The 26,052-nt window shown below is 63.3% G+C and carries 14 protein-coding genes and 1 pseudogene; 5 read left to right on the forward strand and 10 right to left on the reverse strand.

Annotated features, from left to right (window positions below; translation table 11 throughout):
- Positions 1–532: 532 nt before the first annotated feature.
- From A9D12_RS03305 to A9D12_RS03325, 6 genes and pseudogenes are all read right to left on the reverse strand, one after another.
- A complete protein-coding gene (locus A9D12_RS03305) occupies positions 533–1,945 on the reverse strand; it encodes a PQQ-dependent sugar dehydrogenase family protein (RefSeq protein WP_068349767.1) in 1,413 nt (470 codons plus the stop codon).
- A 344-nt stretch (positions 1,946–2,289) separates the two neighbouring features.
- Positions 2,290–2,885 (reverse strand): annotated as a pseudogene (locus tag A9D12_RS03310) (STAS domain-containing protein); the annotation flags it as partial.
- A 52-nt stretch (positions 2,886–2,937) separates the two neighbouring features.
- Entirely contained in the window at positions 2,938–4,221 is a 1,284-nt protein-coding gene (locus A9D12_RS03315) for a sensor histidine kinase (RefSeq protein WP_082925368.1), read from the reverse strand.
- 178 nt (positions 4,222–4,399) lie between these two features.
- On the reverse strand, positions 4,400–4,600 hold the full coding sequence (locus A9D12_RS14600) for a hypothetical protein (protein ID WP_156522785.1): 201 nt from the start codon (positions 4,598–4,600) through the stop codon (positions 4,400–4,402).
- The gene (locus A9D12_RS03320; RefSeq protein WP_082925369.1) at positions 4,600–8,847 is read right to left on the reverse strand and encodes a translocation/assembly module TamB domain-containing protein; all 4,248 of its coding nucleotides are present in this window, start codon (positions 8,845–8,847) and stop codon (positions 4,600–4,602) included. The genes A9D12_RS14600 and A9D12_RS03320 overlap by 1 nt, the downstream gene beginning before the upstream one ends.
- The gene (locus A9D12_RS03325; RefSeq protein WP_231889685.1) at positions 8,847–11,081 is read right to left on the reverse strand and encodes an autotransporter assembly complex protein TamA; all 2,235 of its coding nucleotides are present in this window, start codon (positions 11,079–11,081) and stop codon (positions 8,847–8,849) included. The genes A9D12_RS03320 and A9D12_RS03325 overlap by 1 nt, the downstream gene beginning before the upstream one ends.
- A gap of 109 nt (positions 11,082–11,190) precedes the next feature.
- Between A9D12_RS03325 and A9D12_RS03330 the strand changes: the two genes are divergently transcribed.
- Together A9D12_RS03330 and A9D12_RS03335 are read left to right on the forward strand one after the other, a co-directional pair.
- Positions 11,191–12,309: a YihY/virulence factor BrkB family protein gene (locus A9D12_RS03330; protein WP_231889686.1), complete on the forward strand. Its 1,119-nt coding sequence runs from the start codon at positions 11,191–11,193 to the stop codon at positions 12,307–12,309.
- 125 nt (positions 12,310–12,434) lie between these two features.
- Complete coding sequence (locus A9D12_RS03335) at positions 12,435–13,955, forward strand: ABC1 kinase family protein (protein ID WP_068353563.1); 1,521 nt, start codon at positions 12,435–12,437, stop codon at positions 13,953–13,955.
- A 377-nt stretch (positions 13,956–14,332) separates the two neighbouring features.
- Here A9D12_RS03335 and A9D12_RS03340 read toward each other — a convergent pair whose 3' ends face one another.
- Positions 14,333–20,197 (reverse strand): autotransporter domain-containing protein, encoded by a 5,865-nt coding sequence (locus A9D12_RS03340; RefSeq protein ID WP_068349771.1) that lies wholly within the window; start codon positions 20,195–20,197, stop codon positions 14,333–14,335.
- A 277-nt stretch (positions 20,198–20,474) separates the two neighbouring features.
- Here A9D12_RS03340 and A9D12_RS03345 point away from each other — a divergent pair, with 277 nt between their 5' ends.
- Positions 20,475–22,802, forward strand: coding sequence for a sensor histidine kinase (locus A9D12_RS03345; protein WP_197489870.1), 2,328 nt, complete (start codon positions 20,475–20,477; stop codon positions 22,800–22,802).
- Here the strand turns inward: A9D12_RS03345 and A9D12_RS03350 are convergent.
- Positions 22,788–23,405 carry a response regulator gene (locus tag A9D12_RS03350; protein ID WP_068349774.1) on the reverse strand — a complete coding sequence of 206 codons (618 nt, stop codon included), beginning with the start codon at positions 23,403–23,405 and terminating at the stop codon, positions 22,788–22,790. The two genes, A9D12_RS03345 and A9D12_RS03350, sit on opposite strands and share 15 nt — an antisense overlap.
- A gap of 388 nt (positions 23,406–23,793) precedes the next feature.
- On the opposite strand from A9D12_RS03350, the gene A9D12_RS03355 reads away from it, so the two are divergent.
- Positions 23,794–24,063, forward strand: a complete 270-nt coding sequence (locus A9D12_RS03355) for a GlsB/YeaQ/YmgE family stress response membrane protein (RefSeq protein WP_068349776.1) — start codon at positions 23,794–23,796, stop codon at positions 24,061–24,063.
- A gap of 239 nt (positions 24,064–24,302) precedes the next feature.
- Here A9D12_RS03355 and A9D12_RS03360 read toward each other — a convergent pair whose 3' ends face one another.
- Positions 24,303–24,851, reverse strand: coding sequence for a sigma-70 family RNA polymerase sigma factor (locus tag A9D12_RS03360; protein WP_068353566.1), 549 nt, complete (start codon positions 24,849–24,851; stop codon positions 24,303–24,305).
- Positions 24,851–25,027 (reverse strand): NepR family anti-sigma factor, encoded by a 177-nt coding sequence (locus tag A9D12_RS14605; RefSeq protein WP_156522786.1) that lies wholly within the window; start codon positions 25,025–25,027, stop codon positions 24,851–24,853. The genes A9D12_RS03360 and A9D12_RS14605 overlap by 1 nt, the downstream gene beginning before the upstream one ends.
- Before the next feature lie 180 nt (positions 25,028–25,207).
- On the opposite strand from A9D12_RS14605, the gene A9D12_RS03365 reads away from it, so the two are divergent.
- The gene (locus A9D12_RS03365; protein WP_068349778.1) at positions 25,208–25,987 is read left to right on the forward strand and encodes a response regulator; all 780 of its coding nucleotides are present in this window, start codon (positions 25,208–25,210) and stop codon (positions 25,985–25,987) included.
- The last annotated feature ends 65 nt before the right edge of the window (positions 25,988–26,052 follow it).

Raw genomic sequence — 26,052 nt, forward strand, 5'->3', positions numbered from 1 at the left:
CCAGCAATCGACCCCGTTGTTGACGTCTGGCCGGAATCGCAAGTAGCGGATCGGATCAATCTTCGCTTGCCTTGCCATGGGAGCGGAGATGCCGCAAGATCCAGCGGCTTTGATGGAGGGCAATAGATTGGAAAGAATTCGCAAAAGCAGATTTGCGACTTTTTTCCTTTTCACATTTGTTTTTGTTCTTTCCAAACAAGTAGACGATTTACTCTTTGGAAATGAATACAGCCTCCTATCGGACATCGTTACGTCTTCGATAATTGTCGGATTGCTGGTTTTTGTTGTTTTTCGAACGAGGTTCGATACCTAGACGTCATCCACGGCATTCGTTGTTAGCATTCGGTGAAGGCTCTGATCCGAACAACAAGCTGGGTTCGCAGTTCTGCAGGCTGAAAGCCACTATCCGTCTTCCCACCCACTTTCGGGCTTCACGGCCGGGGCGGCTCACACCCGATTACCGGACGGACAGCTTGACTGAGAACTTCGCCAAGCGCCGTCCTTCCGGGTGCGGAGATCACCAGATCTCCGCTCAGCCAGCCGAGTAAAGCTCGCCGTCGCCGTCGAGTACGTAGAGGCGACCGGCAGTATCGCGCACGATCGCGACAGGGCGTTCGATCGCTCCGTCCGCGGGGGCGAAATCGGCGGTCCGGTTCTCCATTTCGCTCGCCGTATGCAATATGCCATCGCTGAGGAAGCCTGCCCGGAAAGCGAAAATCTTTCCGCTTCGGTCGGTGATCAGGATCCGGTCATCGAGACTGGCGATCCTTCCGGTATAGTGGAGCCCACCGGTCATTCTCTGGCCTTGGAAGAACCCGTTCCCATATGTGTATGTGACCGACGGACCGATCACAGCTGCCGGCGGGTTGGCGACCCGGGCGAAGGTGCCTTCGCGAAACGGCCAGCCGAAATCGAGCGGACGCGCGTCTTGGAAGAAGTAGTTCACTTCCTCCTGCTGGTCCGTACCGCTGTCGAGCAGGAAGCTGCGCGTGGCATAGCCACCGCCCCCGGCCGGCGAGTGGATCCCGTCCCCGAACAGTTCCGCAAAGATGCAATAGGTACCGACCGAGGCGCCGCAGAAGGGGTCGACCTGGACCCGGAAAAGCTTGCCGTACCCCGACGCAGCATCCTGCGCCAGACTGCCCGAAGGATCACCCAGCGCGCCGAACAGAAAGCCGTCGCCGCCAATGAACAGGGTGCCGCGCTCTGCGCCGGTTGAAGGTCCAGCGAGCTCGTCGGAGACGGAATATTGCAGGACGGAATCCTGAAGGACGATGGTCCGCACGATCACGCCCACGCCCCTGATGTCGAGCATGACCACGCCGTATCCGTTGAAGTGGGCAACCGCGAGCACACGTCCGCTCTCCCCGGGCTGGAAGACGTTGCCCGTCAAATTGCCCGCGCCGCTCCCGCCAAAGAATTCACGAACCGTGCCATCTTGCGAGACTACGATCAGCCCGTCAGAGCCTCTTGTGCGCGCGGCCATTACCGCATCGGTTCCAAGGCCGCCGGTCAGCCGGGTCAAATTGACCCCCTCGCGGTCATTTGTGACCCTGACCGGCAAGGCCAGGCTGGTGGATGCGCCCTTGCTGTCAGTTGCGGTCAATGTGACTTCGTAGGTGTTGTCGAGATTTGCATCGGTGGGCTGATCGAAGTTCGGCGCTCTGGCGAAGCTGAGCGCGCCTCCGACAAACGAGAATGCGGCAGAATCGCTTCCGCCGGTAATCGCAATCGTAACCGTATCGCCATCGGCATCTGCAGCAGCGGCGCTATAGAACGGCGCGCCAGAATTCTCGGCTACCGAAGCGGTGGTTGCCGAGGTGAAAGATGGGGCCTTGTTGATGGGCGCAGGGGCTTGGCCACCGCTATCGCCGCCGCCGCAGCCGGACAATCCACCAAGCACGAGAAGGGAGGCGACCAGCCCCCGCGAAGCAGCGCGACCCATTTTTTTCGTCTCCCCTGACAGACCCGATGCTTCGCATCGCCGGATGCGCTTGGCAAGGAGTAAACGAGGGGAAATCACGGGTTTGTCATTGGCTTAAAAGCCGTCACAAGGGCGAGCGGCGGGACCAGGCTTTCGCGGAAGTGGGAATACCGCCAGCTGTGGTCCCGACGGCTGGTGCATCCGCCTCGCCAATCCCCGTCGCGCGATTGCAGCCACCTGCGCAATTATCTGCCCGGGCAAGTCTCCTATTGTTGCTGCATGCGCCGTACCGGACGGGCTGATATGCGCGCTTCTCTGATGAAACGTGCCTTTCAGGCATCGACCCTGTCTTAATCATTGTCGGATCAATGCGGGCTTGCCCCCAGCGCGAACTCGGCCTTGTCGTGCAGCGCGAACCGGTCGATGATGTCGGCGCTGGCGCGGTTATAGCCGACCACTTCGACAATGCGCCCGTCGCGCCGCAGACGGGCGATGATCTTGTCGAGTGCGGCGACGCCCGAGATGTCCCAGAAATGCGCCGCGGTCATGTCGATGACAACGTTGGGCACCGTCTCGGCCACGTCCATCGCGGCCACGAACCGCTCGACCGAAGCGAAGAAGATCTGGGGTAATGCGCGGTCTGGCCATCGCCTGACAGCGTCCGCTCCACGCCGAACATCTGCTGCACCTTGCCGGCGAAGAAAATGCCCGACAGCAGCACGCCCGCCAGCACGCCAAGCGACAGATCGTGCGTGCCGACCACCACCGCAACCGTGGTCAGCATCACGACCGAGGACGGCCAGGGATGGCGGCGCAGGTTGGGGATCGAATTCCAGCTGAAGGTGCTGATCGACACCATGATCATGATCGCCACCAGTGCGGGCATGGGCACTTGCCCCACATAGGGCCCCAGCACTGTCAGCAGGAACATCAGGAACGCGCCGGCCGTGAAGGTGGACAGATTTCAACGAGGTCGACCCGCTGACCGTGCGTCCCATCGAGGTGTTCAAGGGCTAGAGCGAGGGGCTGCCCTTGATGGCATCTATGACAACGCGGGTGCCGCCGCCGGTTTCGAAGCGGGCCTGCTGCCCCACGGTCGCCGACAGTGTCATGATCAACTGAATGCCCAAACTGTCCATGCGTGCCATGTTCTGATCGAAATCCTCCGGCAGTCCGGCGCCGTGGTCGCGGATCATGAGATTGGCGGTGTCACCATCGCGCTGCAGAATGATCTCCACCGGTCCGCTACCCGAAGGATAGGCATATTTGATCGCGTTGGTGACCGCTTCGGATACCAGCAAAGCAATCGATGTTGCAGCCGAGGTTTCGACTTCGAACCGGTCGATCTTGCAGTGGATCTTGTGAGCGGGTGCCTGCGCATTCAATTGTTCGCACAGTTTGGGCAGCAATTGGGACAGATCGACGGTCTCGCCCATGTTCTGGCGCCACAGCTGGTCGTGGGTGGCGGCGACCGCCATGATCCGCCCCGACGCGTCGCCCAGAGCCGCTGCCGCTTCGCCGGTTTTGACGCTGCGGGCCTGCATCAGCATCAGGCTGGAGAGAATGGCGAGGCTGTTCTTGACCCGGTGGCTCGCTTCCTTGACCAGCATCTTTTGCTGCTCGATCGAATGACGCAATTGCTGCTCCATCGCGATCCGGTCGGAGGCGACGCCGACGAGATTGGCGAGGCCTTGCAGGAACGCCAGATCGGCAGCCTCGAACTCCCCTGCATTGGGGCTATCGACTTCGAGGACACCCCACGGCCCGTCGATGCGCGCGATCACGACGTTGATCGCGCGCCGCACGCCATGCGCTGCCATGACGCCGGGGGTGCGGAAGCGCTCTTCGTTTTCGAGGTGGTTCGAAATCACCGGCGATCCGGTCTGAAACGCGTAACCCGCCGGCGAACCGGCATCGGCGCCGATCACCGCGTTGCCCACGACGCCGCTGCGCCAGCCGACACCTGCGACGATCAGCAGATCGCCTTGCGCGGGCCGGAATTCGAGAATCTTGGCAAGGCCTGTGCGCATTCCCTCCGATGCCGCCACCACCGCTTCGCCGAGCAGATCAGCGAGCGATGATTGCTTCAAGGCGTTGAGGCCGAAGTCGGAAAGGATTGCTTGCTGGGTAAGCCTGTAACCCAGCATCGACCCCTCGCCCACCTCGGCGACCGCCTCGCCAAAGCTGCCGGCGCTGTCATTGTCCGTGGTTTCCACGATTTCGGGGGAACCCTGATCGGTGAAGGCGACAGGCTCACTGCCGGGGATTGGCTCATCTTCGGCAGATTGGTTCGACATGATGATCGTGAAATGTCCGGTTCACCCGCAAAAGCTGCGGCACTGGCAGGAGCGCACCTGCTAAAGCGTGAGGCGGCAGACCGCAAGACGCGCGCCCAGGGGGCCTTCGCGGGCGCAGTCTCTGGCGCGGTTTGCAAGCGCGCCATCGTCTTTCGCGAACCGGTAAATCCGGCGATTCTCAGTCCTCAATCTCAACACGACCTTCCGGCGGTGATGACCCCGCCGGTGTCGGCGCCGCTTCCAGATCCCGATCAATCCGGTCGGCAGAAACCCTGATCTTTTTCTGCGCCGCATCATATCTCTCGTCGAAAGACGGCTCGTCACGGCAGGCCGGCAATGCCGACAAAAACATCAGTCCGACAGCAACGACGCGGCGCATCAATAATCCTTCCGATACCGCACGTTGACATTGGTCGCACCCGACCCCCCAGCCTGGCTGAGCACCGACAGGGTCGGCGTCAACGCAACTTCGAGCTGGGTTGCGGTAAACCCGCGCGCATCGGTGATGAACTCCACGTAGATATCGTCGGTGATGTATTGCCCCACGGCCAGCGCAGTGCCGCGGCCTTGTGCTTCATCGCCGCCAAGGATGCGCAGCCGGTCGATCCCTGCCGCTGAACGCAGCTTGCCCAGCGGATTGAGCCCGCCGCCCGTGCCGCGCAATGAATTGAGCGAGGCGGCAAGCTGGACGGCCTGCAGTGCCGACAGATTGCCGATCGAGCTGCCGAACAGGATCCGTGACAGGATTTCATCCTGCGGCAGGCCGGGCACGCTGGCAAAGGTGATCTGCGGGTCCATCGCCCGGCCCGCCACGTTGACCGTGACGTTGACGCCTTCGATGGTTTCGCTTGCCGCGATCGCGATCACCGGATCGATCGCAGTGCCGCCCGTGAACCGCACCCGCCCTTCGTCAAGATCGAAGGATCGTCCGGCAAAGCCCAGTGTCCCGCGAACCAGTTCGACAGTCCCGGTGACACGCGGTGCGGTGCTGGTTCCGGCAAGATTGAGGTTTGCGCGCCATTCGCTTTCGAGACCCATGCCCGACACATAAAGCTCCTCGGGCGCCGACAAGGCGATGTCGAGCCGAAGCTGGTCGAACAGGCCGCCCGAAGGCACGACCGGCTCGTCACCCGTAATGCGCTGCGGCCCCTTGGGCGGCTTGAAGCGCACCCCGGTCAGTTCGGGCACCTCGGCTGCACCCTGACGAATGACGCGGTAACGCGTCTCCGGCAGAACCAGACGGCCGGACAAGAGCGCTGCCTGTCCTGCATCCTTTCTCAGCCGCAACTGGCCTGTCGCCGATGTGGCTAGGGCATCGCTGCGGGCAAGGCGTGCGTTGTCGAGGCTCGCGGAAAGGTCCATCGGATAACCCCGGTCTGCCGCAAGACTGATATAGCCTTGCGCCGCCACGGTGCCCTCACCAGCGGTTGCCTTGAGCTGTTCCAGTTCGAACCTGTCGCCGGCAAACTGGCCGCGCAAGACCATGTTGGACAGCCGCGTGCCGTAGGTCTGGTTTTCATAGGTCAGGTTGCTTGCCCGCACGACGCCCGCAAGTTCGGGATCCTGCACCCGGCCGGAAAAATCGGCAGCGACGCCGATCGGTCCGGACAGGCGCTGGTCCGGCTGACCGGCGAACGAAAACAGCGTGTCGGCTGGGCCATTGTAACGGATGCCGCCCGAAAGCGGCGCTGCAAGCAGCCGGGTCTGCCAGTCGCCCGAGCCCGGCGGAAGCGGGTTGAGCGAGGCAACCATCCGGCCCACGACGCTGCCCCGGCGACGCATCACTGCACGCGCCTCACCCCCGTCCGCGAGCAATTTGCCGACGAAACTGATATCGAGCGGCTGGCTGACCGAGACCGCCGTCGTGCGGGTGAAGCCGTTGATCCGGAGACGTGCATCGGCGCGGGGGAAGGCATTCGCATCGGCCTGCTCGAAGTCGAGACTGCCCGTGGCCGTTCCATCGAGGCCGAGGCCGGGGACGAAGGCGTTGACGATTTCGAGATCGAGCGATTCCAGCCGGCTCTGAACCTTGATCCCGTCGCCGTAATTTCCGGCCAGACGCATGCTGCCCTGCCCGAAATCGATCGTGGTCGGCATGAGTTCGTAGCCGTTGTCGCCGGGCACGATCCGGGCCGGATTGACCGTGCGGAAATCGATGCCGCGCACACGCCCCTGCAACGCTGCCCGCCACAATTCGGGGGCAAGCTCGGCGTTTGCGGCAACGCGGAAGGGAACCCCGCTTACCCCCTCGGCCAACACCCGCGCCGTTCCGCGCCCGTCGCGGTAATTGATCTTGGCCCGCGCCGCCGTGAGATTGAGGCTGCCGAACCGCGTCTGCGCGATCTGTGCATCGGCAACGACATAGGGCGTGTCGTAAAGAACCACCCGTGCATCGACGATCGCGGAGCCGATCGAAAGCTGTGCCGGCCCCGGCAGGACCGTGTTCGATGCGCGCAGATTGACCAGCGCCGCCTGATACCGGCCCTCGGCCTCCAGCCGGACCACGCCGTTGACACCCTGACCGCTGGCGGCGAGGCGTCCGGCGAAGGGGCCCGCGGGGGTCTGCCGGAGTGACCCGGAAAAACCGATCCCGCCAAGGTTCGCCCGCGTGATATCCAGGGTGAGCTGCCGACCGGTGCCAAGCAGCACATCGGCGGTCAGCGGACCATAATCGGTGTCTGCCCTGGCATCGAGCCTATAGCCGTTGGCGGCGCCGTTGATGGTGGCGCGCAGGTTGGCAAGGCCGATCCCGAAGCCGGGCCGCTCCGCCGTCACGGTTGCACGTGGGTTGGTGATGGTGCCGGCCACCCGCACGCCGACCGCGCCGTATTGCTGTGTCAGGCCATCGGCGTTCAGGACAATCTGCCCGCCGGGCGCATAGCTGCCCGAGCCTTGCGTGATGCGCACCAGTGGCGACGACAGGCGCAGGCGGCTGAACCGGGCGATCCCGTCGCCGCCGTATCGCACATCGGCCGAGGCAACCAGATTGCCGCCGAGAAAGTCGCGCACGCTTTCGTTCAGCAGGTTGGTCGACCGCGCGCGAACCCTGCCGGCCAGCGCGTATCCGTTGCGCTCGGTCTGCAAGTCGACATCGGTTTCGATATCGAAGATGCCGACGCTTTCGACCCGGTAATTGTCGATTCGCCCGTCGATCGCGCCGGTGTAGAGACCGGTCGACATGTCGGCCAGAAGGATCACCTTGGCATCGATCCGGTCCGAACGCAGGCGCATGTTGTCGGACAGGATCCGCGTGCCCTCGATCGCGATGTCACCATCGAGCCGGATATTGGCAAGCGACCCGCCCGCCACGGCATCGAGCCCGGTGATCCGCGCCGCGCGTGCCTGCACGGGGATCAGGATGCGATCCGCGCTGACTTCGGCTGCGCCGGAAGCGGCGAGGTTCTGCACACCCATGTCGTTGATCACGAGCCGCGCCGCGTTCAACTCGTAACGCACGCCGGGCGTCGCAAAATCGCCATCGAGCAGCAACTGGCCGCGCAGCCCGCTGCCCGACAGATTGGGTGCGATCGCCGAAGGTTTCAGCAGCACGAAACCCAGCCGCAATTCGTCAAAGGTGCTCTCGCCCAGATCGACGACGCCGTTGGTGGTGAGGCGGAAAGCATCGCTCGAAATGCCGCCCGACAGGGTCGCGCGCCGCGCGTCCAGCGCCGCGACGATATCGAGGTCGAGCATGGGGTCAAGCAGCGCGGCAGTCGGCCCGTCGAACAGCCTTGCCGCCCGTGTCGGGCCTTTCAGCGCGAACGTGCCGTCACGCGCGGTCAATCCGAGCCGCGCAAATTCCGATCCGGCAAGATTGGCGTCGACCCGGCCGTTCCAGCTGGCCCACGTCCCCGCGCCGGCCACGCGCAGCTGCAACGGATCGCGCAGCCCCGCGAGCGCGGCGATTACCCCATCACCGGGCGCATCGAGCGCGAGATCGAGATCGAGCCTGTTGGCGTCCGGAACCGCATCAAGCTTCACGGCAACCCGGTCACCGCCGCTGCGCCCCTGCCCTGCGATCGTGCGTCCGTTGAACGTGACCTGCGCACGTCCGCTGGCGATATGGGCCGTGCCATCAAGGCTCGCGATGCGCTGTTCGCCGCTGACCGGCGCCTCTGCCACGAAGCGCGCAATCTGCATCTGCGCGATGTCGATGTCGAGATCGGGAAGCAGGGGATCGTTGTTGGGCGGCGTCTCTTTGAAAGTCGGCAGCCGCAACAATGTCACGCGCCGGGCGATCAGCGAGCGGACATCGATATGATTGTCGAGATAGGCCAGCGGCCGCCAGTCCACCCGCATTTCGGGCGACGTCAGGAATGTGCCAGCAGGATCCGACAGGCGGAAATCGCGAAGGATCATTTCGCCATAAAGCGATCCCTCGATCCGGCCGATCCCGATCTTCATGCCATTTTCGAATTCGAGAGCTTCGATCTGATCGACCGCAAAGCGTCGGCCCGGGCCGGTGTCGAGCAGCAGGACGGCAGCGGCAATCAGGCCGAGCAGCGAGGCAAGGACTATCCCTGTCCATTTGAGCACCGTCAGGCCGGGATTGCGGCGCCGGTCCGGGGCCGTTTGGCCGATCACGGGCGGCGTTTCTTCGCTAATGGCATCGGGCTCCCCGGTCATCAGAATGCCTGCCCGATCGAGACGTAAACTGCGATATTGCTTTCACCCGGCTGGCGTTCGAGCGGAATGGCGACATCGAGCCGCAAGGGGCCGAAGTTGGTGTAGTAGCGCGCGCCGATGCCTGCACCGTATTGCAGGCTGGAGAAATCGGGCGTTGTGCCTTCGTAGACCTGCCCCGCATCGACAAACCCGACGACACCGAAGTTCCCGAAACGGTAGCGCACCTCTGCGGCAAGCTCGTTCATGCTGAGGCCGCCGATGGGGCGGAAGATGGTGGGGCTGTCTTTGTCCTCCGGATCGGCGGGGTCGAAATCGGGATTGGCGATCTCGACCTTGGGCCCGAGTTCCTGGAAACCGAAGCCGCGAACCGAACCACCGCCGCCTGCGTAGAACCGCCGGGATGGCGCCAGATCGAAGCGCTCGATCCCCTGGATCGTTCCGAGCCTGACCCTGCCTGCCAGCACGATGGAATCCGTGGCGGAATAATAGGCCGACGCATCGAGCCGGGCGCGGACATAGGGTGTGAAGCCGCCCTGCAGCGATCCTTCGGGCTCGACCAGCGTCGTGACCCGGAAACCGCGCGTGGCATCGACAAGGCTGTCGGTGCGATCGATGCCGAGCTGCCCGGTCAGGCCGCCGATGAAGAATGTCCGCCGATTGAGCTGCCCGAGGTCGAAATCGTAATCCTGCTCGTTGGTGCCGATCAGGCGCACACCATAGGCATAGGTCAGCGGCTTTTGCCAGATCGGCGTCGAATCGTAACTGATCAGCGCCGAAAGCTGGCCGGTGAAGGCTTCGAATGCAGCAAAGTCCGAACGCAGCGCATCGGCGCGCAGCTGGAAGGTACGGTCGCGGCGGCCGGCATTGGCGCGGCGGAATGTCAGCCCTGCTCCCTGCTCCTGCGTCCCTGCAACCACATTGGCGATCAAAGCGCCTTCGGGCGGGAACAGGTTGCGGTGGGTCCAGCTGCCTTCCAGCCGGAAGCCCTGCCCCGTGCCAAATCCGGCGCTGCCTGCCAGCGTGCGCGGCGGGCCGGCGTCCTGTTCGACCAGAACCGTGGTGTATTCGGTGCCGTCACCGACCGCTTCGCCGGTGCGCTGGGGCACGACCGAAATCGTGTTGAACAGCCCCGTAGCCACCAGCGCCTGACGCAGGTCGTCGATATCGCGGCTGTCGTACAGATCGCCCCGCTCGAAGCGGGCCAGCACCGCGATATGCGCGGCATCGAAGGCCTGATTGCCGGTGGTCTCGATACCGCCAAAGCGCGACCGGGGCCCGATATCGATCGGGAGTGTGTAAACCCCGTCATTCGTGTCCTGATCGAGCAGAATGTCGCGCTGGCCGACCGTCGCAAAGGGGTAGCCGTTTTCGGGCAGGCGGACCGCCAGATTGGCTTCGGCCCCCTGCACCCGTTCGGCAATAATCGGCTCGCCGACCTTGAGCGCGAAGTTTTTCGCAATCAGATCGGCGGGCTCGACCGGATCGGCATCGATCACGATGTCCGAGAACACGAAGCGGTCGCCGGGTGCAACCGAAAGCACCGCGATAAGGGGCTGGCCGCTCGGGGCATCGGACCGGTCGATCCGGGTCGTGACCGCGGCTTCGTACCAACCTTCCGATGCGAGCATGCGCTGCAACAGCGCGCTGTCTTCGGTCAGGCGGGCAGCAAGCTGGGCGACATTGGCCGCCTCGCCATCGCCTGCTTCAAGCGCCGAAAGATTGTCGAAGGCCGCCGCAATGGCCGTTCCGGTTTCGGCGTCGGCCGCCTCGAGCCCCTCGACGCGCACATCATAGGCGACTTCGACAATCGCATCGTCCTCGGCATTGTCGGCAAATTCGACCGGGGTGGCTTCGAAGTTCTGCAGCGGCGGCAAGGGCGCGGCAAGTTCGGCATCGCGGATCGGCGCATCGCCGATTTCCTCGACCGGATCGCCATCGGCCAGTGCCGGATCGCCCAATGGGGGGGCTGCGCCTTCAGTCGTCGGGGCTGCGGCCCCTTCATCTGCAAAACGCCTTTCGAACGCTTCGATCGATTCGAGCGGTTCGCCGAGCGCCGGATCATCCGCCGGGTCGATGTCGGGAACCGCGGCTTCGAACTCTTCATCGGTAATGATCGGGTCGATGGCGGGAAGATTATCGGAAGGCTGCGGAGCGGGCACTTCCGGCTGTTCCGCAAGAGCATCCTGTGCTGTCGCAGCCGCGGCGTGCAGCGCCTGCGCGTGCAGGGCCAGCATCAGCGAAGTTCCGAAAACCAAGCTGGAGCGCAAAGCGGAACATGGCGTCCCTTGGCCAATTAAGCCTGTCAACAATTGCATCCAGATCCATCATCAAAGGGAAGCCGGCTTGGCCTCTGAAATCAACAAATACCCAAACGGCGCTCTTCGTGATGACATGGAAGAAAGCGTTGGCGACCGCGAAGGAGCCTGTTTACGCCAACAGCTCCCCGGTGCAACGTCGAATTCGCCTTGGGCAATGCCCTGGCCCGCATGGAAGATCATCCTGAAGCGCGTTTACACGATGTGGGGCTTTCACAATCTTTCCCTGCTGGGCGCGGGCGTTGCCTTTTTCACTTTTCTGGCGATCACACCGCTGATCGCCGCCACGGTGATGATCTATGGGCTGGTCGGCGACGTCGACATGGTCCGCCGCCAGCTCCAGTCATTGACGACCGTGCTCCCTGCCGAAGCGCGCTTGCTGATCGAGGAGCAATTGATCGGGGTTGTGACCACCAGTTCGGGAGTCACCGGCATCGCGCTGGTGATTGCTCTGGTATTTTCGATCTACGGCGGAATGCGGGCGGCCAGCGGTCTGATCGGCGCGCTGAATGTCATCAATGAGGAACACGAAACCCGCAACATCATATCTCTCACGGCGCGGGCCGCCGGGTTGACAGTGGCCGCAATCTTCATCGCCCTGACCGGCATAGGCAGCGCGGCCGCATTCGCTTGGCTTCAAACGCAAGCCGAAGGCCTGATCGGCGGCGGCTGGGAATTGCTTTTCAAGACACTGGCCTGGTTGCTTGCGACAATTCTGGGCAGCATCGGTTTCGCCCTCATCATGCGTTACGGCCCCGATCGCACCCCGGCACGCTGGCGCTGGGTCGCGCCCGGTGCGGTGCTGGCCACCACGTCCTGGATCGCGATCAGCTTCGGGTTTGCGCTCTATGTCGCCTATATCGGTGACTATAACGCGACCTACGGCTCGCTCTCGGCCATCGTCGTTTTTCTGATGTGGCTGTTCCTCAGCGCGTTCGGCGTTCTTGCCGGCGCCTTGCTCAACGCCGAGATTGAACGCCAGACGACCGTCGACACGACGACCGGCCCTGCCGTGCCTGCCGGGCAACGCGGCGCCTTCCTCGCCGATGTGGTCGATAGCGGGACAGCAGTGGAAGAGTGGAAGGCCAAGCTGGAGCGCCGGCGTCAGCGCAAACGCTCGCGCCGCTTCCGGCGCGGCGCCCCCTAGGCCGATATGGCAGAAGCTGGTCGGCACGAACGCGCAAGGCTGGAACTGTCCGATCTTGCGACCGCTTTCCTGCAGGCGCGGGTTCGCGGTGGACCTGCCTTCCAATTCCGACAATAGTGGTGAAGATGCTTCAAACTCTCCGCGTCGCTACCAGGGACAGAAAGCGTCTCGAAGAGATCCTGTCGGTGATCTCCCGATACGGATTGGGCATCGTTCTCGTGCAGATCGGCCTCGAGCGGCCAGGCTCCGGTGATGGCGATGAAAGCCAATCGCAAGGCTTGCCTCTGCGGGCGCGGCACGCCCTGGAGGAGCTTGGGCCGACCTTCGTCAAGCTTGGTCAGATATTGGCCACCCGCGGCGATCTTTTGCCCGCCGACTGGATCGACGAATTCGAGCACTTGCACAGCAAGGCACCAACGCTCCCGTTCGATGAACTGCGGCCCTTGGTCACAGAGGCACTCGGTCAAGAACCTGAAACTGCCTTTGCGCGCTTTGATGCCGAGCCGCTGGCAGCCGCTTCGATGGCGCAGGTCCATCGCGCCACCCTGTGCGACGGGCGCGACGTCGTGGTCAAAATTCGTCGTCCGGGCATCCGTCCCAAAATCGAGGCCGATCTGCGATTGCTGGCGCATGTCGCAGCTCTGGCCGAGCGCGGCAGCGCTGAAGCAAGGCGCATTGGGCTCGCCAGGATGGCGAGCCAGCTTGCCGATGCAATGATCGAGGAGCTCGACTTCACCACCGAGGCACGCAACGCCGATCGGCTGAGGGCAGACTTCGAGAACCAGGCCAACGTCGTCGTTCCGGCGATTCATTGGGAATGGACGTCCGAGACGCTGCTTGTCATGGATTACGTCGATGGTGTGCCGCCGCGCGATCGACAGGCGCTGCGGTCTGCCGGTATCGACCCTGCGAAGATTGCTTCCCTCGGGGCCGACATGGTGCTCGACATGGTGCTGCTGAATGGCCGCTTTCATGGCGATCCGCATCCCGGGAATCTGCTCTGCCTGCCGGGTGATCGCATCGCGCTCCTCGACCTTGGCATGGTTGGCTACGTATCGCCGCGCCGCCGCGAAGAGTTGATCAGCTTGGTTCAGGCTCTCGGCAATGGCAGCTCGGCGCAGCTCGCCGACGTGTTGATGCGATGGTCGGCCGGCAGCGACGTTTCGGCGCAGCATATGTTCTTTGCCGCAGAACGCCTGATACATCGTCATGGCAGCGGGCGGTTGGTTCTCAGCGCGATTGTCGCCGACCTGTTTGCCCTTATGCGTGATGAACGCTTGACGCTGCCGCCCGATCTCTTGCTGATCTTCAAGGCGCTGGTCACGATCGACGGCGTCTTGTCGAGGATCGAACCGGATTTCGACCTGACACAGGCCATGCAGCGCGCCTCGCTCAGGATCGCCAGAGCGCGGCTTTCGCCAGAACACTGGAGCCCTGTTGTGCAGGCTGTGGCGTGGGAGCTTGTGAGGATTGGCGACGACGCGCCCCGGCTGATCCGAGCGGCGATACAGCGGTTGGAAAACCAGCCATCAGCGCGAACCCCTGCCGCGTCCGCACTCAACGCTTCGCCTTCGGAGGTGCGTTGGCTTGCCGGTGCGATTTTGGCAGGAGCCGCGATCATCAGCGGAGCGCTGTGGTTTCGCTGACCGAAGATACGCGAACCTTCACGCGCGGCCGGAAGGTCGGGATTCAAAGCGCCTCTTGCACTCTGGTCAATCGCGAGCTCTTGGGTCGATACCTGCCTTCAACGCTTATCGGCACAAGCCTGCGCGTATCAAGTGCGGTTGATCCAAACCCCTCCTTTTTCGGAACTTGCCAACGGCAAGAACCAAACGGGCCGAATTGCCGGTGCACGGAACCAGCACGGTTAAAAGGGTATCCGGATATGCGTAGTTGGGCTTCCTTTGGGGTCCGGTCGTCCCGCCCGGTGGCTCGCCCTCCTTCGCAAATGCGATGAGGCCGGAGCGATCCAATCGCTCCGGCCTCCCGAATAGCGCCCCCCCGCGCTACGGTTCTGGCACGATCAGAAAGCGATCGTTGCCGTTACCCTTGCGCCGTGGGCTTCGCGGTCCGATGCGAGCGTGCCGGTGTAGGCGGCACCCAGACTGAACCTGCCTGCGGTATATTCGAACCCGGCTTCGACTTCGGCCGAGTTCTTGGGAATGAGCGAGCCCGTGATACCGAAGGCCGGGCCGCCAGCGGTGAAGCGCGATGCAATCACGCCCGAGCGATCATCGAAGGCGCGGTTCCAGGCTGCCGAAAGATAGGGCTGGAAGCCGCTTTCGCCAGCGTTGAACTGCGCCCGTGCGCCGAGGCTGAGGAAGGTGGTTTTCTGGTCGGCCCCGGCAACCGTGAGCGCCGCGTTTCCGCCCGTTTCGGTAAAGGCATCGTTGCCCGTGTCGACATGCGCCAGCCGCGCAAACGGCGTGACCGAGGTGTTGCCGGCAAGGAACTCGTAAGCAAGCTCTCCGAACAGTTGCAGCGTGTCCCCATCGCGCGCCGAGGTGAGCGTCTGCACCAGCGGAGCGATCGTGATCCCGCGTGCGGTCTCGATCTCGTGCCAGGCGTAGCTAATCCCGACCGCACCCTTGAAGCCGCCCTCTCCGCCGAAGGTGGCATGTGCGGCAAGATACTTGCTTTCGACATCCGCGCGGTCGGCGCGGCCGTCCATGCGGAAGTCCGAACCACCGATGCCCGCCGAAACCGCTGCGGCAAAGCCGTTGCCGCCAAGACCGATACCGGCGACCAGCCCCATGTGATCGGTGCTCATCGCGTAGCTGGTGACGCCCGCATCGAAATCGCCCCAGCTGCCGAACCCGGCACCCCAGACAAACACGCCGCTTTCCTCAGGCACCTGCATACCCATCAGCGCATTGCGCAGATGACGGCTGTCATCGGTCAGCCCGGTGATCGTGCTGGCAAGGATTTCGCCCGACAACTCGCCGAAGCTCGCCTGCGCGGTGGGTGCGCTTTGCACCAGCACTGCCTCGAACAGCGGATTGTCGATCCCGAGCGCCTGAACCGCGGTGGCAACGCTGGCCTGGTTCAGGTTTGCCGCGACATCTGCAAAATCGATATCGTTGCGATAGAGCGACAAGGTCACCGCGGTTGCACCATAGCGCAGGCGCGGAGTGAGGAAGGCCAGGTTGCTGGTCACCGAACCGAAGGTCCCCGTGACACCGCCGGCACCGGTGAGAATGGTGTAATCGGTGCGCGGGTTGTAATTGCCCGCCTCTGCCAAGACAGCGACCTGCGCCGTGCTGGCGATGGTGACGGTTCCGGTCGCATCGACCCGGTCGGCCGCACCCGCGGCGTTGGTTTCGACCTCATAGATCGAACCGGCACCGAAGGTGAGATTGCCTGCCACGGTCAGTTGACCGATCGAATTGCCCGGGGCCAGCGTGCCGCCCGAATTGACGATCGTGGTGCCGACCGCGCCATTGCCGCCCAGCGTGCCGCCATCGTTGACGATGACGGGCGAAGTGATCGTCCCGTTGACGGCGAGCGTCCCGTTGTTGATCGTCGTGGGGCCGGTGTAGGTATTGTCGCCCGACAGGTTGAGCGTGCCTTCGCCTTCCTTGATCAGGCTGCCTTCGCCGGTGATTTCGCCGGCGAATTCGGTGTTCTCCTCCTGCTCGACCGTCAGCTCGCTTTCGTCGATGATAACGGTTGCGCCGCCTTCACCCGAGAGGCCGCCGATGGTCTGGTCGGTTCCGCTGATGTCCAGCGTGCCGACGGCGCCGAGGTTGAAATCGGTTTCGGGCGCGATGACCCCGCCGATGCGGACCGCACCGGCAAGGATGTTGGTGACGCCCTCGAACGAATAGTCACCCATGAACACGAGCGTTCCTGCACCCATCTTGTCGAGAATGCCGGTGCCGCTGAAGGCGCCGTTGAAGTCGTAATCGTCGACCCGGTTGAAGACGAAGCGGCCGTTGTTGACGATGTCGCCCGCAAATTCGCCCTCGGTGCCGCCGGTGCCGAGCTGGAAGAACCCGTCGCCTTCGGTGCGAACGTCGCCCTGCAACGCGCCGGTCAGGATCAGGCCGCCGTTCGAGACGATCGTGCCGCCGGTATGCGCCACGCTGTCGGTGTCGACCGTGAACACCGCCTCGCCGATCAATTGCAGCTGGCCCGTCCCGGTGATCGAAAGTTCATCGAGTTCGGAGACGATATCGTCCTGCGAGAAATTGAGCACGAGCAGCCCGTTGGTTTCGACCTGCGAGGTGAGGATCGGGGATTCGAACCCGTCTGCCCCTTCGACCTCGTTGACCTGCAGGCTCGCGCCTTCGTTGATCAGCACGCTGTCGAAGGCGCCGACCATCCCTGCGGTGGTCCAGAAGCCCGACCCGACGGTCAGTTCCTCGAACCCGGCAGATGCGGTCAGCTGCTGTGCCTGCGTGAGCGCAAGCGCGGTGCCTTCAAGCGTGAGCGTATCGAAGCCGCCTGCCGCATCGACCACCCCGGTGATCGCGCTGCCGTTATGCAAGGTGACGACATCGTCGAAATCGCTGAGCTGAACCGCGATACCGCTGCCTCCCGAAAGGATCCCGCTGTTGTCGAGATTGACCGCCGACGAGGCGAAGATCGCGGTGCTTTCGTCGCTGCTGATCGTGCCCGAATTTTCGATCGTGACCGAAACGATGCCGCCGGTGACGATCAGGCCGCTGTCGATGCCGCCGCTGATCGTGCCCGCGTTTTCGACCGTCGCGGTCTGCTCGCCGCTCTCCGAGGCGCCGTCGAGGAGCGCGCCGAAGGTCTGTCCTGCGATCGTGCCGCTGTTGTCCACTGCGATCGCGCCATCGACAGCAAGGACCGTGCCGAAGCCCTCGACCCCGGTGATCGTGCCGCTGTTGACCAGGGTTGCCGAAACCGGCGCCACGTCGACGGGAAGCAGACCCTGCTGGATCAGCACCCCGCCCTCGGTGCCGGTGATCGCGCCGGCATTGTCGACCGATCCGCCTTCGGACAGGATTACCCCGAACCGCTCACCGGTGATCTCGCCATCGGCGCTGTTGGTGACTTCCGCCGAATAATCTTCGGATGCCTGCCCTTCGCCGCGGAACATCGAGACGCCGTCGGCAAACTCGCCGCCGCTGCCCGAGATCGTGCCGCTGTTGGTGACGCTGCCGCCGCCGATCAGCCGCACCCCGTCATTGCTTTCGCCGATGACGGTGCCGCTGTTGACTACCGACGTGCCCTGCGCGGCCAGCACGAGGCCGTCGATGTCGGGATCATATTGATAGGCCGTGGTGATCCCTGCACCCGCGCCCGAGATCGTGCCGCTGTTGACCACGCTCGAATCGCGGGTGGCGACCGTCACCCCGGCATCGGGCGCGGCGTCGAAGCCATCATAGGTGCCCTCGCCGCGGATCGTTCCGGCATTGACGATCGCGATCGTGCCGCCGCCGCCCGAATAGACGCCCGAGGTGCCGCCCGAAATCGTGCCGCCGGCAAGATTGTTGATCGTGACATCGGCAAGCGTCGCCGAACTGACGCCGGCATTAAAGGCGCTCGTGATCGTCCCGCTGTTTTCGAGCGATGCTGTCGCCATGTCGCTGCCGAAGCCGACGCCGTATCCGTCCCCTACGATATCGCCAGTTCCGGCGATCGTGCCGGTGTTGACCACCGATGCGGTCAGACCGCTGCGTTCTTCGTCGGGATCGGAGTTGAGCGCGGTGCCCTGAATGAAGATGCCGCCGCGCACGCCTTCGATGCTGCCCGCATTCTCGACCTCGCCGCCCGCGGACAGGATAATGCCGAACCGTTGCCCGGCGATGGTGCCTGTCGCGGTGTTGGTGACGCTGGCGGAATAATCGGCGTTGTCCTGCTGCGTGTAGGGGAACATCGACACGCCATCGGCAAAGTCGCCAACGCGGCCCTCGATGGTGCCGCTGTTAACCACGCTGCCGCCGCCGATCAGGCGCACGCCATCGTCGCTGTCGCCGATGATCGTGCCGCTGTTGGTGACTTGCGTATCGCGCGCAAGTTCTTCGAGTTCGCCGGTTTCCGGGTTGAACAGGAAGGCGGTGGTGATTCCCAGCGCCGCACCGCTGATCGTGCCGCTGTTGGTGACTGTGCTAGCCCCGCCCGAGAGCGTTACCCCTGCATCCGGCGGCGCGTCGAAACCGGGGTTGGTCCCGTTGCCGCGGATGGTGCCGGCATTGACGAGGTCGACCCCGCCCGTTTCGACGTGGACCCCCGATTGCGAACCGGTGATCTCGCCGCCTTCGGCGTTGCTGATCGTGGTGGTCGAACCGAGCTGATTGCGCACGATGATGCCATCGCCGTTAAGACCGGTGATGTCGCCGCTGTTGTCGATGCTCGCCTCGGCCAGCGCCGTCAGGCTGATGCCCGACCCGTTGCTGCTGAAAACCTCGCCCGAATTGGTGATCGTACCCGACGCGGTCTGCGAGCCCGACCCATCCTGCAACACGATCCCGCCAAGGCCGCCGGAAATCGACCCCGCGTTCTCGATCGTGCCACCCGACGAAAGGATCACGCCGAAGCGCGCGCCATCGATCACGCCGTCTTCGGTGTTGTCCACACTCGAGATGTAGTCGGTCAGATCCTGACCATCGACGGCGAAGATCGATATGCCGTCGGCCACTTGCGAGTTGCCTTGGCCAAGGATCAGCCCGCTGTTGGTGACGCTGCCCCCGCCCTGCAGACGGATACCGTCATTGGTCAGGCCGACGATTGCGCCCGAATTGTCGATGGCCGTGTTGGTCGAACGTAGTTCGAACACGCCCGGCGCGACTTGCGCCAGGTTGGTGACGATGCCGAAGACCTGACCCTGGATCAGACCCGAATTGGCGATCAGCGAATTGGCGGTCGAAATGTTGATCGCCGACTGGCCGTTGCTGCGGATCTCGCCGGCATTGTCGAGTACGAGCGTGCCCGAATTCATGCCGATCGTCGGCCCGTTGCTGAGGATCACTCCGCCTTCGGCATTGTTGATGGTCAACACGCCGTCGACCAGACTGCTGGTGATGGCCACCTGCGTGCCGAAAATCGCGCCGGTGTTGTTGATCGCGACGCTTTCCAGCGTTCCGGCGGCGACCACGCCGATGAAGCCCGAGATTTCGCCGGAATTGTCGACCGTCGCGGTGCGGCCCTCCTGCGCGCTATTGGCGGTCAGGATGATCGCAATCGGGGCGGGGAAACCGCCCACGGGGGTATCATTGGCGGTGATCAGCCCGGCGTTATCGATCGTTCCGCCGCCCGAGATCAGCACGCCGCGGGTCGCGCCATAGATCACGCCGCCCTCGGTATTGACGACCGAACCCACCCCGGTCGCATCCGGATCGATTGCTTCGGGGAATTCGGCAAGGATCACCCCTGTGCCCAGCGCTGCACTGCCCGGCGCGCCGTTGAGCCCGATGATGTCGCCGCTGTTGACCACGTTGCCGACCGCAAGCGCCACCCCCGTCCCGGCATCGGCCTGGATCAATCCCGCGTTGTTGATCTGCGTGCCGATTGCCAGCGCCTCGGGGGGAAGCGGGTCGCCATTGACGTCCTCGCTGAAGAAGTAGCTGGTGGCGATGCCGTTCGATGCACCGATGATCGCTCCGAAGTTGGTAACGATCGAACCGCCCTGCGCGATCACGATCCCGCCGCTGGGCCGCGTGTCGGGGCCGAACAGCGAAAGCCCGTCGCCGCGGATCGTGCCGGCGTTGACTACCGTGACCGGTCCGTTGTCGGCATAGATGCCGATGTCGGTGCCGTAGACCTCCTCGTCTTCCGCGACTTCGATATTGAGCCGTTCGGTCGTGTCGTTGTGGATTCCGAAGGCATCCTGCGCGGCTGCCGGAGCCCCGAGATTGACAACCGACAGACCAGCAATGGCGCTGGTGGTGAGCAGACGAGACTTGGTGATCGTGGTCATGGCTTTTCCTCTCGACGATTGGGCGCAGCAGTCTACATCCCGAAATCGCCGAAACGCGTTCCCGAGCCGGATAGTACCGCAGTGATTGCAAGCCCCCTTGTCCGTGAGCTCGATGAGACTCCGGACCTTGGACCTATGACTAGGAGATGCTTTGACTTTACGTCTACCCAAATGTTTTTTAGGGTTAGTTTGTTAAATCCAATTTGGACCTAATGGTGCGGTCGCAAGGGTCGCAAAAGCCAGGTTCGTTATCGGGAAACAACGGGGGGACATGCGCGTGGGGGTACGCACAACCAGGCTTGCACGGCCGGCGACAGCCGCCACGGCCAGCATCCGCGCGCTGCGCCATTTGATCACCGCCGCGGCGCTGTGGCTGATAGTCCTGATCCCGGCAGGCGCAGTGCCGGCATTCCCCGCAGCAGCGAGCGCCATTCCCGCCATCGCGCTGACAGCCGGCCGTGATGCGCCCGACGTCGCGCCCTATCTGCGATACACCAAGGACCCTTCCGCAACCCCCGCGCGCGCCGCCGAACCGGGCTTTGCGTTACCGCTCAGCCGCATCAGCGGCGATTCTATTCATTTCGGACCGCCGGGTGAGCGCACGGTGGTTCTGCTCAGGCTGCGCAATGTCGGAGGGAGCGCGGGGAGCTGGATCTTCACCACCGGTCGCGGCTCGCTAAAATATTTCCGGATGTTCGAAATCGACGGAAATCGCACCGCGCTGGTGGTCGATGGCAACGACCCGGCCTCGGCGCGCGCCAATCTGGGAAGCTATCAGGCTTTCAGCACCGAAATCGTGCTCGATCCGGGACAGGAAAAGGTCATCGGGATCGAATTCGTCTCCGAAAATTCGACCTACATGCCGTTCAAGATCCTGACCTATCGCACCTTCTTCAAGGAACGGCGGGAAAATATCGCGCTGGTTGCCGGGGTGGTGGTGGGGGCGGCGATGCTGCTGCTGCTCAACTTCCTGTTCTTCTCGATCACCGGCTTTCGCGAGTTCCTGTGGCTGGCGGTGGCCGAGGCCTTCGTGGTACTCAACACGATCCATTCGGAAGGCTATTTCACGATCTTCCTGCTTTACGACAAGCCGCTCACCAGCATCGCGGTCGAGCAGTTGTTCAAATGCGGGTTTGCTGCGGCAATGGCGCAGTTTGCCCGCAGTTTCGTCAAGACGAAGACCTATTTCCCGCGCCGCGACAGGGCGTTGCGCGTGCTCATCGGGCTCGCGCTGGTGGTGATCGCCTTGCAGCCGGGGCTGGCCTTCTACCCGCCCGACATGCGCTTTGCGCTGCATACGACCGGCTGGCTGGTCGCCATCGCGGTTGCGCTGTTCCTGCCCTTTGTCGCGGTTGCCGCGATGCGCCAGTTCGGGTTCCAGCTGTGGCCGCTGCTGGCCGGCTGGGCGAGCCTAGCCGGCTTCATCATCTATTCCGCGATTGCCTCGATGGGGATCTTTGCCTGGCTGCCGATCAACTGGCATCTGGCCGGGCCCATCACCTTGTTTGAAACGATGATGGTCACGCTCGCGCTCGGGCTCAATCTCAGGAAGATCCGGAACGACAAGCTGGCGGCGGATGCCAATTATGCGCGCTCGCTGATCGATCAACTGGAAATCACCGAACAGGCCAAACGCTTCGCCGAGGAAAAGGCACAGGCGCTCGAGATCGTACACAGCCAGAACGCGCTGCTCCACGCCTCCGGGCATGACAGCCGGCAAGTGATCCTGGCGCTGAACAGCGCGGTCGCGGTGCTGCGGCAGCAGACGCGCACACCGCAGGACGGCGAGCTGATCGGGATGCTCGAAACCTCGGCCGACTATCTCAACAAGATCGTGGCGACGACGATTTCGGGCGCCAATATCGCTTCGAGCGACACCGCCTTCGTCGTGCTTGGCGCCTTCCCTGCCGAGGCCCTGCTCGAACCCTTGCTGATGATGTTCCGCACGGTTTACGCAAGCAGGCGGCTGACGCTGGATGTCGGCGTCGAGGGGGACGTGATCCTGATCTCGGACAAGCCGCTGCTGATGCGCGCGCTCGCCAATCTGCTCAGCAACAGTTTCCAGCACACGCTCGCAGGCGGCGCGCGGGTGACGCTGGTGCGCGAAGGGGCCTGTGCGGTGATCGAAGTGCGCGATACCGGACGCGGCATGCCGGCGGCGGTGATGGCCGAACTCAATAGTGGCACCGCGATCCGGATGCGCGGTGATGAAACTGCGCCGGGCACCGGGTCAGGCTTCCGGTCGGCCCGCCGGATCATCGAATTGCTGCACGGGACGCTCCGGATCGTGTCATCGGCGTCCGATGGCACGGTGATCCGCATCACGCTGCCATCGGCCTTTGCCCGAACGACGCCGATGCCCGCAGCCGAGCTGGAGGGCCGGCTCGAGGGGTGGCGAGTGCTCGACTTCGACGATCGCGAAGGATTTGCCGCAAGCCTCGATGATGACGGCAAGGCGGGCCAGCGCGCGATCGCGATTACCTATGACGATACCGCGATCACGCGCGGACGGCTGAGCGAGATCGTGGCACTGGTCGCGATCAAGCCGATCTGCCGCGAACTGCTCGACCACCCGCTGCTGGTGCCCGCGTTACAGCAGGTTTAGCTCGACCGCGCGCTCGACGATCTTGCGGTTGTGCGGCGCGTCGAGCTTGCGCCGCAGTTCGGCGATGTGGAACGACACCGTCGGCGGCGCGATCGCCAGCCGGTAGGCGATCTCCTTGTTGCTTTCGCCTTGAGCAAGATAGTGCAGGATCGCCATCTGGCGCGACGACAGGGCGACGGGGGGCTGCTGGTATTTGCCCAGCGCCTCGCTGATCGCGGTCGAAAAATAGAGCTCCCCTGAAATCGCCGCATCGCATGCGGCAATGATCTGTTCGGGAGGATCGCCCTTGCTCACCACGGCGCGCGCGCCCAGCTTGAGGGCCGAATGGATTTCGTTGAGATGCGTCTCGCCCGTCACGATGATCACCGTCATGTCGCGCGATCCGACGATTTCGGCGAGCACGTTGACCCCGTGGACATCGGGAAGATTGAGATCGAGGATTACGAGATCGACCGGCTGCGACTGCACAAAGGCATTGACCGTCGCGCCACGATCAAGCGTGCCGACCACCTCGTATCGTTCGAGCGGGGCGAACAGCAGGCAAAGTCCGGTTTGCGTGATCCGGTGATCGTCGACAATCAGGATCTTGCATTTGCCGCTCATGGCTGCCCCTCCCCGCTGACGCCCGCTTTCACAATTGCATATCGCGCGCAGGCTTCAACCCGAATTAATATGGGTATCGGGCGGGCGCCCCCTTTGCCCGGCGCATCACCTCATCCTGAGCCAGCGCGTGAAAAATTCGCGACTGGCTGAAACATTCTGCGAAATTGGCGCTTGTACGTCTCGCATCGGCATTGACCCGCCGTGCCCCGATTAAACTTGGCCTTCGTCAGCAATCGCTGACGGGGGCCATTCTTTATTCAGCGCCGGAAGTATTCCGCAATAGAGCGCGCGGTCACCAAAAGACATTTTTGCGTGCAGATGCAAATCGGGATGGAACATCGTCCGACTTGCCCGCTTTTCCATCGCATACAAACATGGAGATCGTTACATGAACCTTATCATCATTCTTATCGTCGGCGGCATTCTGGGCTGGCTCGCCAGCATCGTGATGCGCACCGACGGCCAGCAGGGCATCTTCCTCAACATCGTCGTCGGCATCGTCGGCGCACTGCTCGCCGGCTTCCTGATCACCCCGCTCATCGGCGGCGCTCCGATCACCAGCGGTGCCTTCGACATCCGTTCGCTGATCGCTTCGTTCATCGGTGCGGTTGTCCTGCTCGGGATCATCAACCTCTTCCGTCGTGGCCGCGTGCGTTAATCGCCGCCCCGCTACCGGCTTACGGGTATTGACCGGGTAGAGGCACCACCGGTCGATGTCTTGAAACGGGCTCGCTGTTGCAGCGAGCCCGTTTTTCTTTGTGCCTGGCGCTGAATGCCTGCGCAGCCGGCGCTTACCCCTTCCGATAGTCACGCCCCACACGCTGCGGCAGGGCACACAAAAAAGGGACGGAGAACCGGCCCTTTGGTGTTGGTGATGTGCGCTGGGCGAAAGCGTGGTCAGGCCGCGGCCGAGGCGTTGGACCCGTCGATGATCGCTTTCACCGCCGCGCGGCCGCGATTGAGGCGGCTTTTGACCGTGCCAATATTGGCGCCGGTAACCTCGGCGGCCTCTTCGTAGCTCAGGCCTGCACCTGCAACCAGCAACAGGATTTCGCGCTGCTGTTCGGGCAGGCGGTGGATCGCGCGCATCACGTCATCGACGTGCAGCCCCGATTCCTGCGTCGCATCCTGCACAAGGATGCGTTCGGCTGCTTCCGGATCCCACACGGTATAACGCGCGCGCTTCTTCGAGCCGGAGAAATAGTGGTTGCGCAGGATCATGAACATCCAGGCGCGGAAGTTGGTGCCGGTCTGGTAGGTGTGACGCGAGGCCCAGGCGCGCATCATCGCTTCCTGCACCAGATCATCGGCCAGTACGCGATCACGGCAAAGGCCGCGGGCAAACGCACGCAGCGCCGGGATCAGGGCGACCATCTGGGATTTGAAAGCATCGAGATCTTCGGGGGACAAGGGTTCGGCATGGGGCTCGGCATCGGGCTCGGGCATCATGTGTCCTTCTTCTCGGTGGATTTGGTCGTCAGCTGTGCGACCAGATCGGCAAAATCGTCAGGGACGTCTTCGGATGCAACGTCGTTGAAAATCTGCTTGAGCGCCGCTTCAACCGGGTCGAAGGCAACCGGTGGCCGAAGCGGCTTGGACTTTGACTGCTTGTCTTGCGTCATCCTGCTACTATCCATTCCATGTGTCAAACGCTGGGGGACGTCGGAGCGGACGCGAGCTTCATCGTCGATCCCGTCCAGCGGGGTGCATTGCGAGCAAAAAGCACTCATTGCGAAAAATGTTCCGCGTGTTGGAACAATTGCACGCTATTTGCGCTTGGGGCCCAGATCGGAGATAAAAACATGTCGTCATTCCAGGCTGCGATCGCGGCTGAACTTCCTTACCTTCGTCGTTACGCCCGCACGCTGACCGGGTCGCAATCGATCGGCGATTCCGCCGTACGCGAAACGCTTCAGGCGATGATCGCCGCACCCGACGAGATCGACGAGGACGCCCCCGTCCGCGTGGAACTTTACCGGGTCTTCCACCGCATCTGGAGCGATTCGTCGCTGCGCTCGATCGACATGCCCGGCGCGATCGTCGGCTCGCTTCCGCGCCGTCTGCGCAAGGCCTTGCTGCTGACCACGATCGAAGGATTTTCGGTCGAGGAAACCGCGCAGATTCTCGACATGAACACCGCCGAAGTCGATGATTTCGTCACCCAGGCCCGCAGCGCGATCCATTCGATGCTGTCGGCCCGGATCATGATCATCGAGGACGAGGCGATCATCGCGCTGCACCTCAAGTCGCTGATGATGTCGATGGGCAACGATGTAGCCGCGATCGTTCGCACCGAAAGCGAAGCGATCGCCACCGCCGCACAGGTCGAGCCCGAACTGATCCTCGCCGACGTCAACCTCGCCGACGGGTCGAGCGGGATCGATGCGGTGCGCCACATCCTGACCACGATGACCGTGCCGGTGATCTTCATCACCGCCTTCCCCGAAAAGCTGCTGACCGGCGAAGGCGACGAGCCTGCCTATGTCATCAGCAAGCCGTTCAACCCGGACAATGTCGTGGCGACCGTGTGGCAGGCATTGCTGGTCAGCCGCGAGACCGCGGCGATGGCCGAGGCGGACTGATCTGCTGACGAACGTTCCGCAAGTTTGCGGAACCGATGGGCGCCGGCTGAAAGGCCGGCGCCGCA

Origin of the sequence: Erythrobacter neustonensis, from assembly GCF_001663175.1 — a bacterium.
GTDB lineage: Bacteria > Pseudomonadota > Alphaproteobacteria > Sphingomonadales > Sphingomonadaceae > Erythrobacter > Erythrobacter neustonensis.

Excerpts from the sequence above, each read along its gene's own strand:
- A9D12_RS03335 (WP_068353563.1), top strand. The coding sequence starts at position 12,435 with ATGCTTCAAACTCTCCGCGTCGCTACCAGGGACAGAAAGCGTCTCGAA.
- A9D12_RS03365 (WP_068349778.1), top strand. The coding sequence starts at position 25,208 with ATGTCGTCATTCCAGGCTGCGATCGCGGCTGAACTTCCTTACCTTCGT.
- A9D12_RS03305 (WP_068349767.1), bottom strand. The coding sequence starts at position 1,945 with ATGGGTCGCGCTGCTTCGCGGGGGCTGGTCGCCTCCCTTCTCGTGCTT.
- A9D12_RS03340 (WP_068349771.1), bottom strand. The coding sequence starts at position 20,197 with ATGACCACGATCACCAAGTCTCGTCTGCTCACCACCAGCGCCATTGCT.
- A9D12_RS14600 (WP_156522785.1), bottom strand. The coding sequence starts at position 4,600 with ATGCGCCGCGTCGTTGCTGTCGGACTGATGTTTTTGTCGGCATTGCCG.
- A9D12_RS03355 (WP_068349776.1), top strand. The coding sequence starts at position 23,794 with ATGAACCTTATCATCATTCTTATCGTCGGCGGCATTCTGGGCTGGCTC.
- A9D12_RS14605 (WP_156522786.1), bottom strand. The coding sequence starts at position 25,027 with ATGACGCAAGACAAGCAGTCAAAGTCCAAGCCGCTTCGGCCACCGGTT.
- A9D12_RS03360 (WP_068353566.1), bottom strand. The coding sequence starts at position 24,851 with ATGCCCGAGCCCGATGCCGAGCCCCATGCCGAACCCTTGTCCCCCGAA.
- A9D12_RS03315 (WP_082925368.1), bottom strand. The coding sequence starts at position 4,221 with ATGTCGAACCAATCTGCCGAAGATGAGCCAATCCCCGGCAGTGAGCCT.
- A9D12_RS03320 (WP_082925369.1), bottom strand. The coding sequence starts at position 8,847 with ATGACCGGGGAGCCCGATGCCATTAGCGAAGAAACGCCGCCCGTGATC.
- A9D12_RS03325 (WP_231889685.1), bottom strand. The coding sequence starts at position 11,081 with ATGCTGGCCCTGCACGCGCAGGCGCTGCACGCCGCGGCTGCGACAGCA.
- A9D12_RS03350 (WP_068349774.1), bottom strand. The coding sequence starts at position 23,405 with ATGAGCGGCAAATGCAAGATCCTGATTGTCGACGATCACCGGATCACG.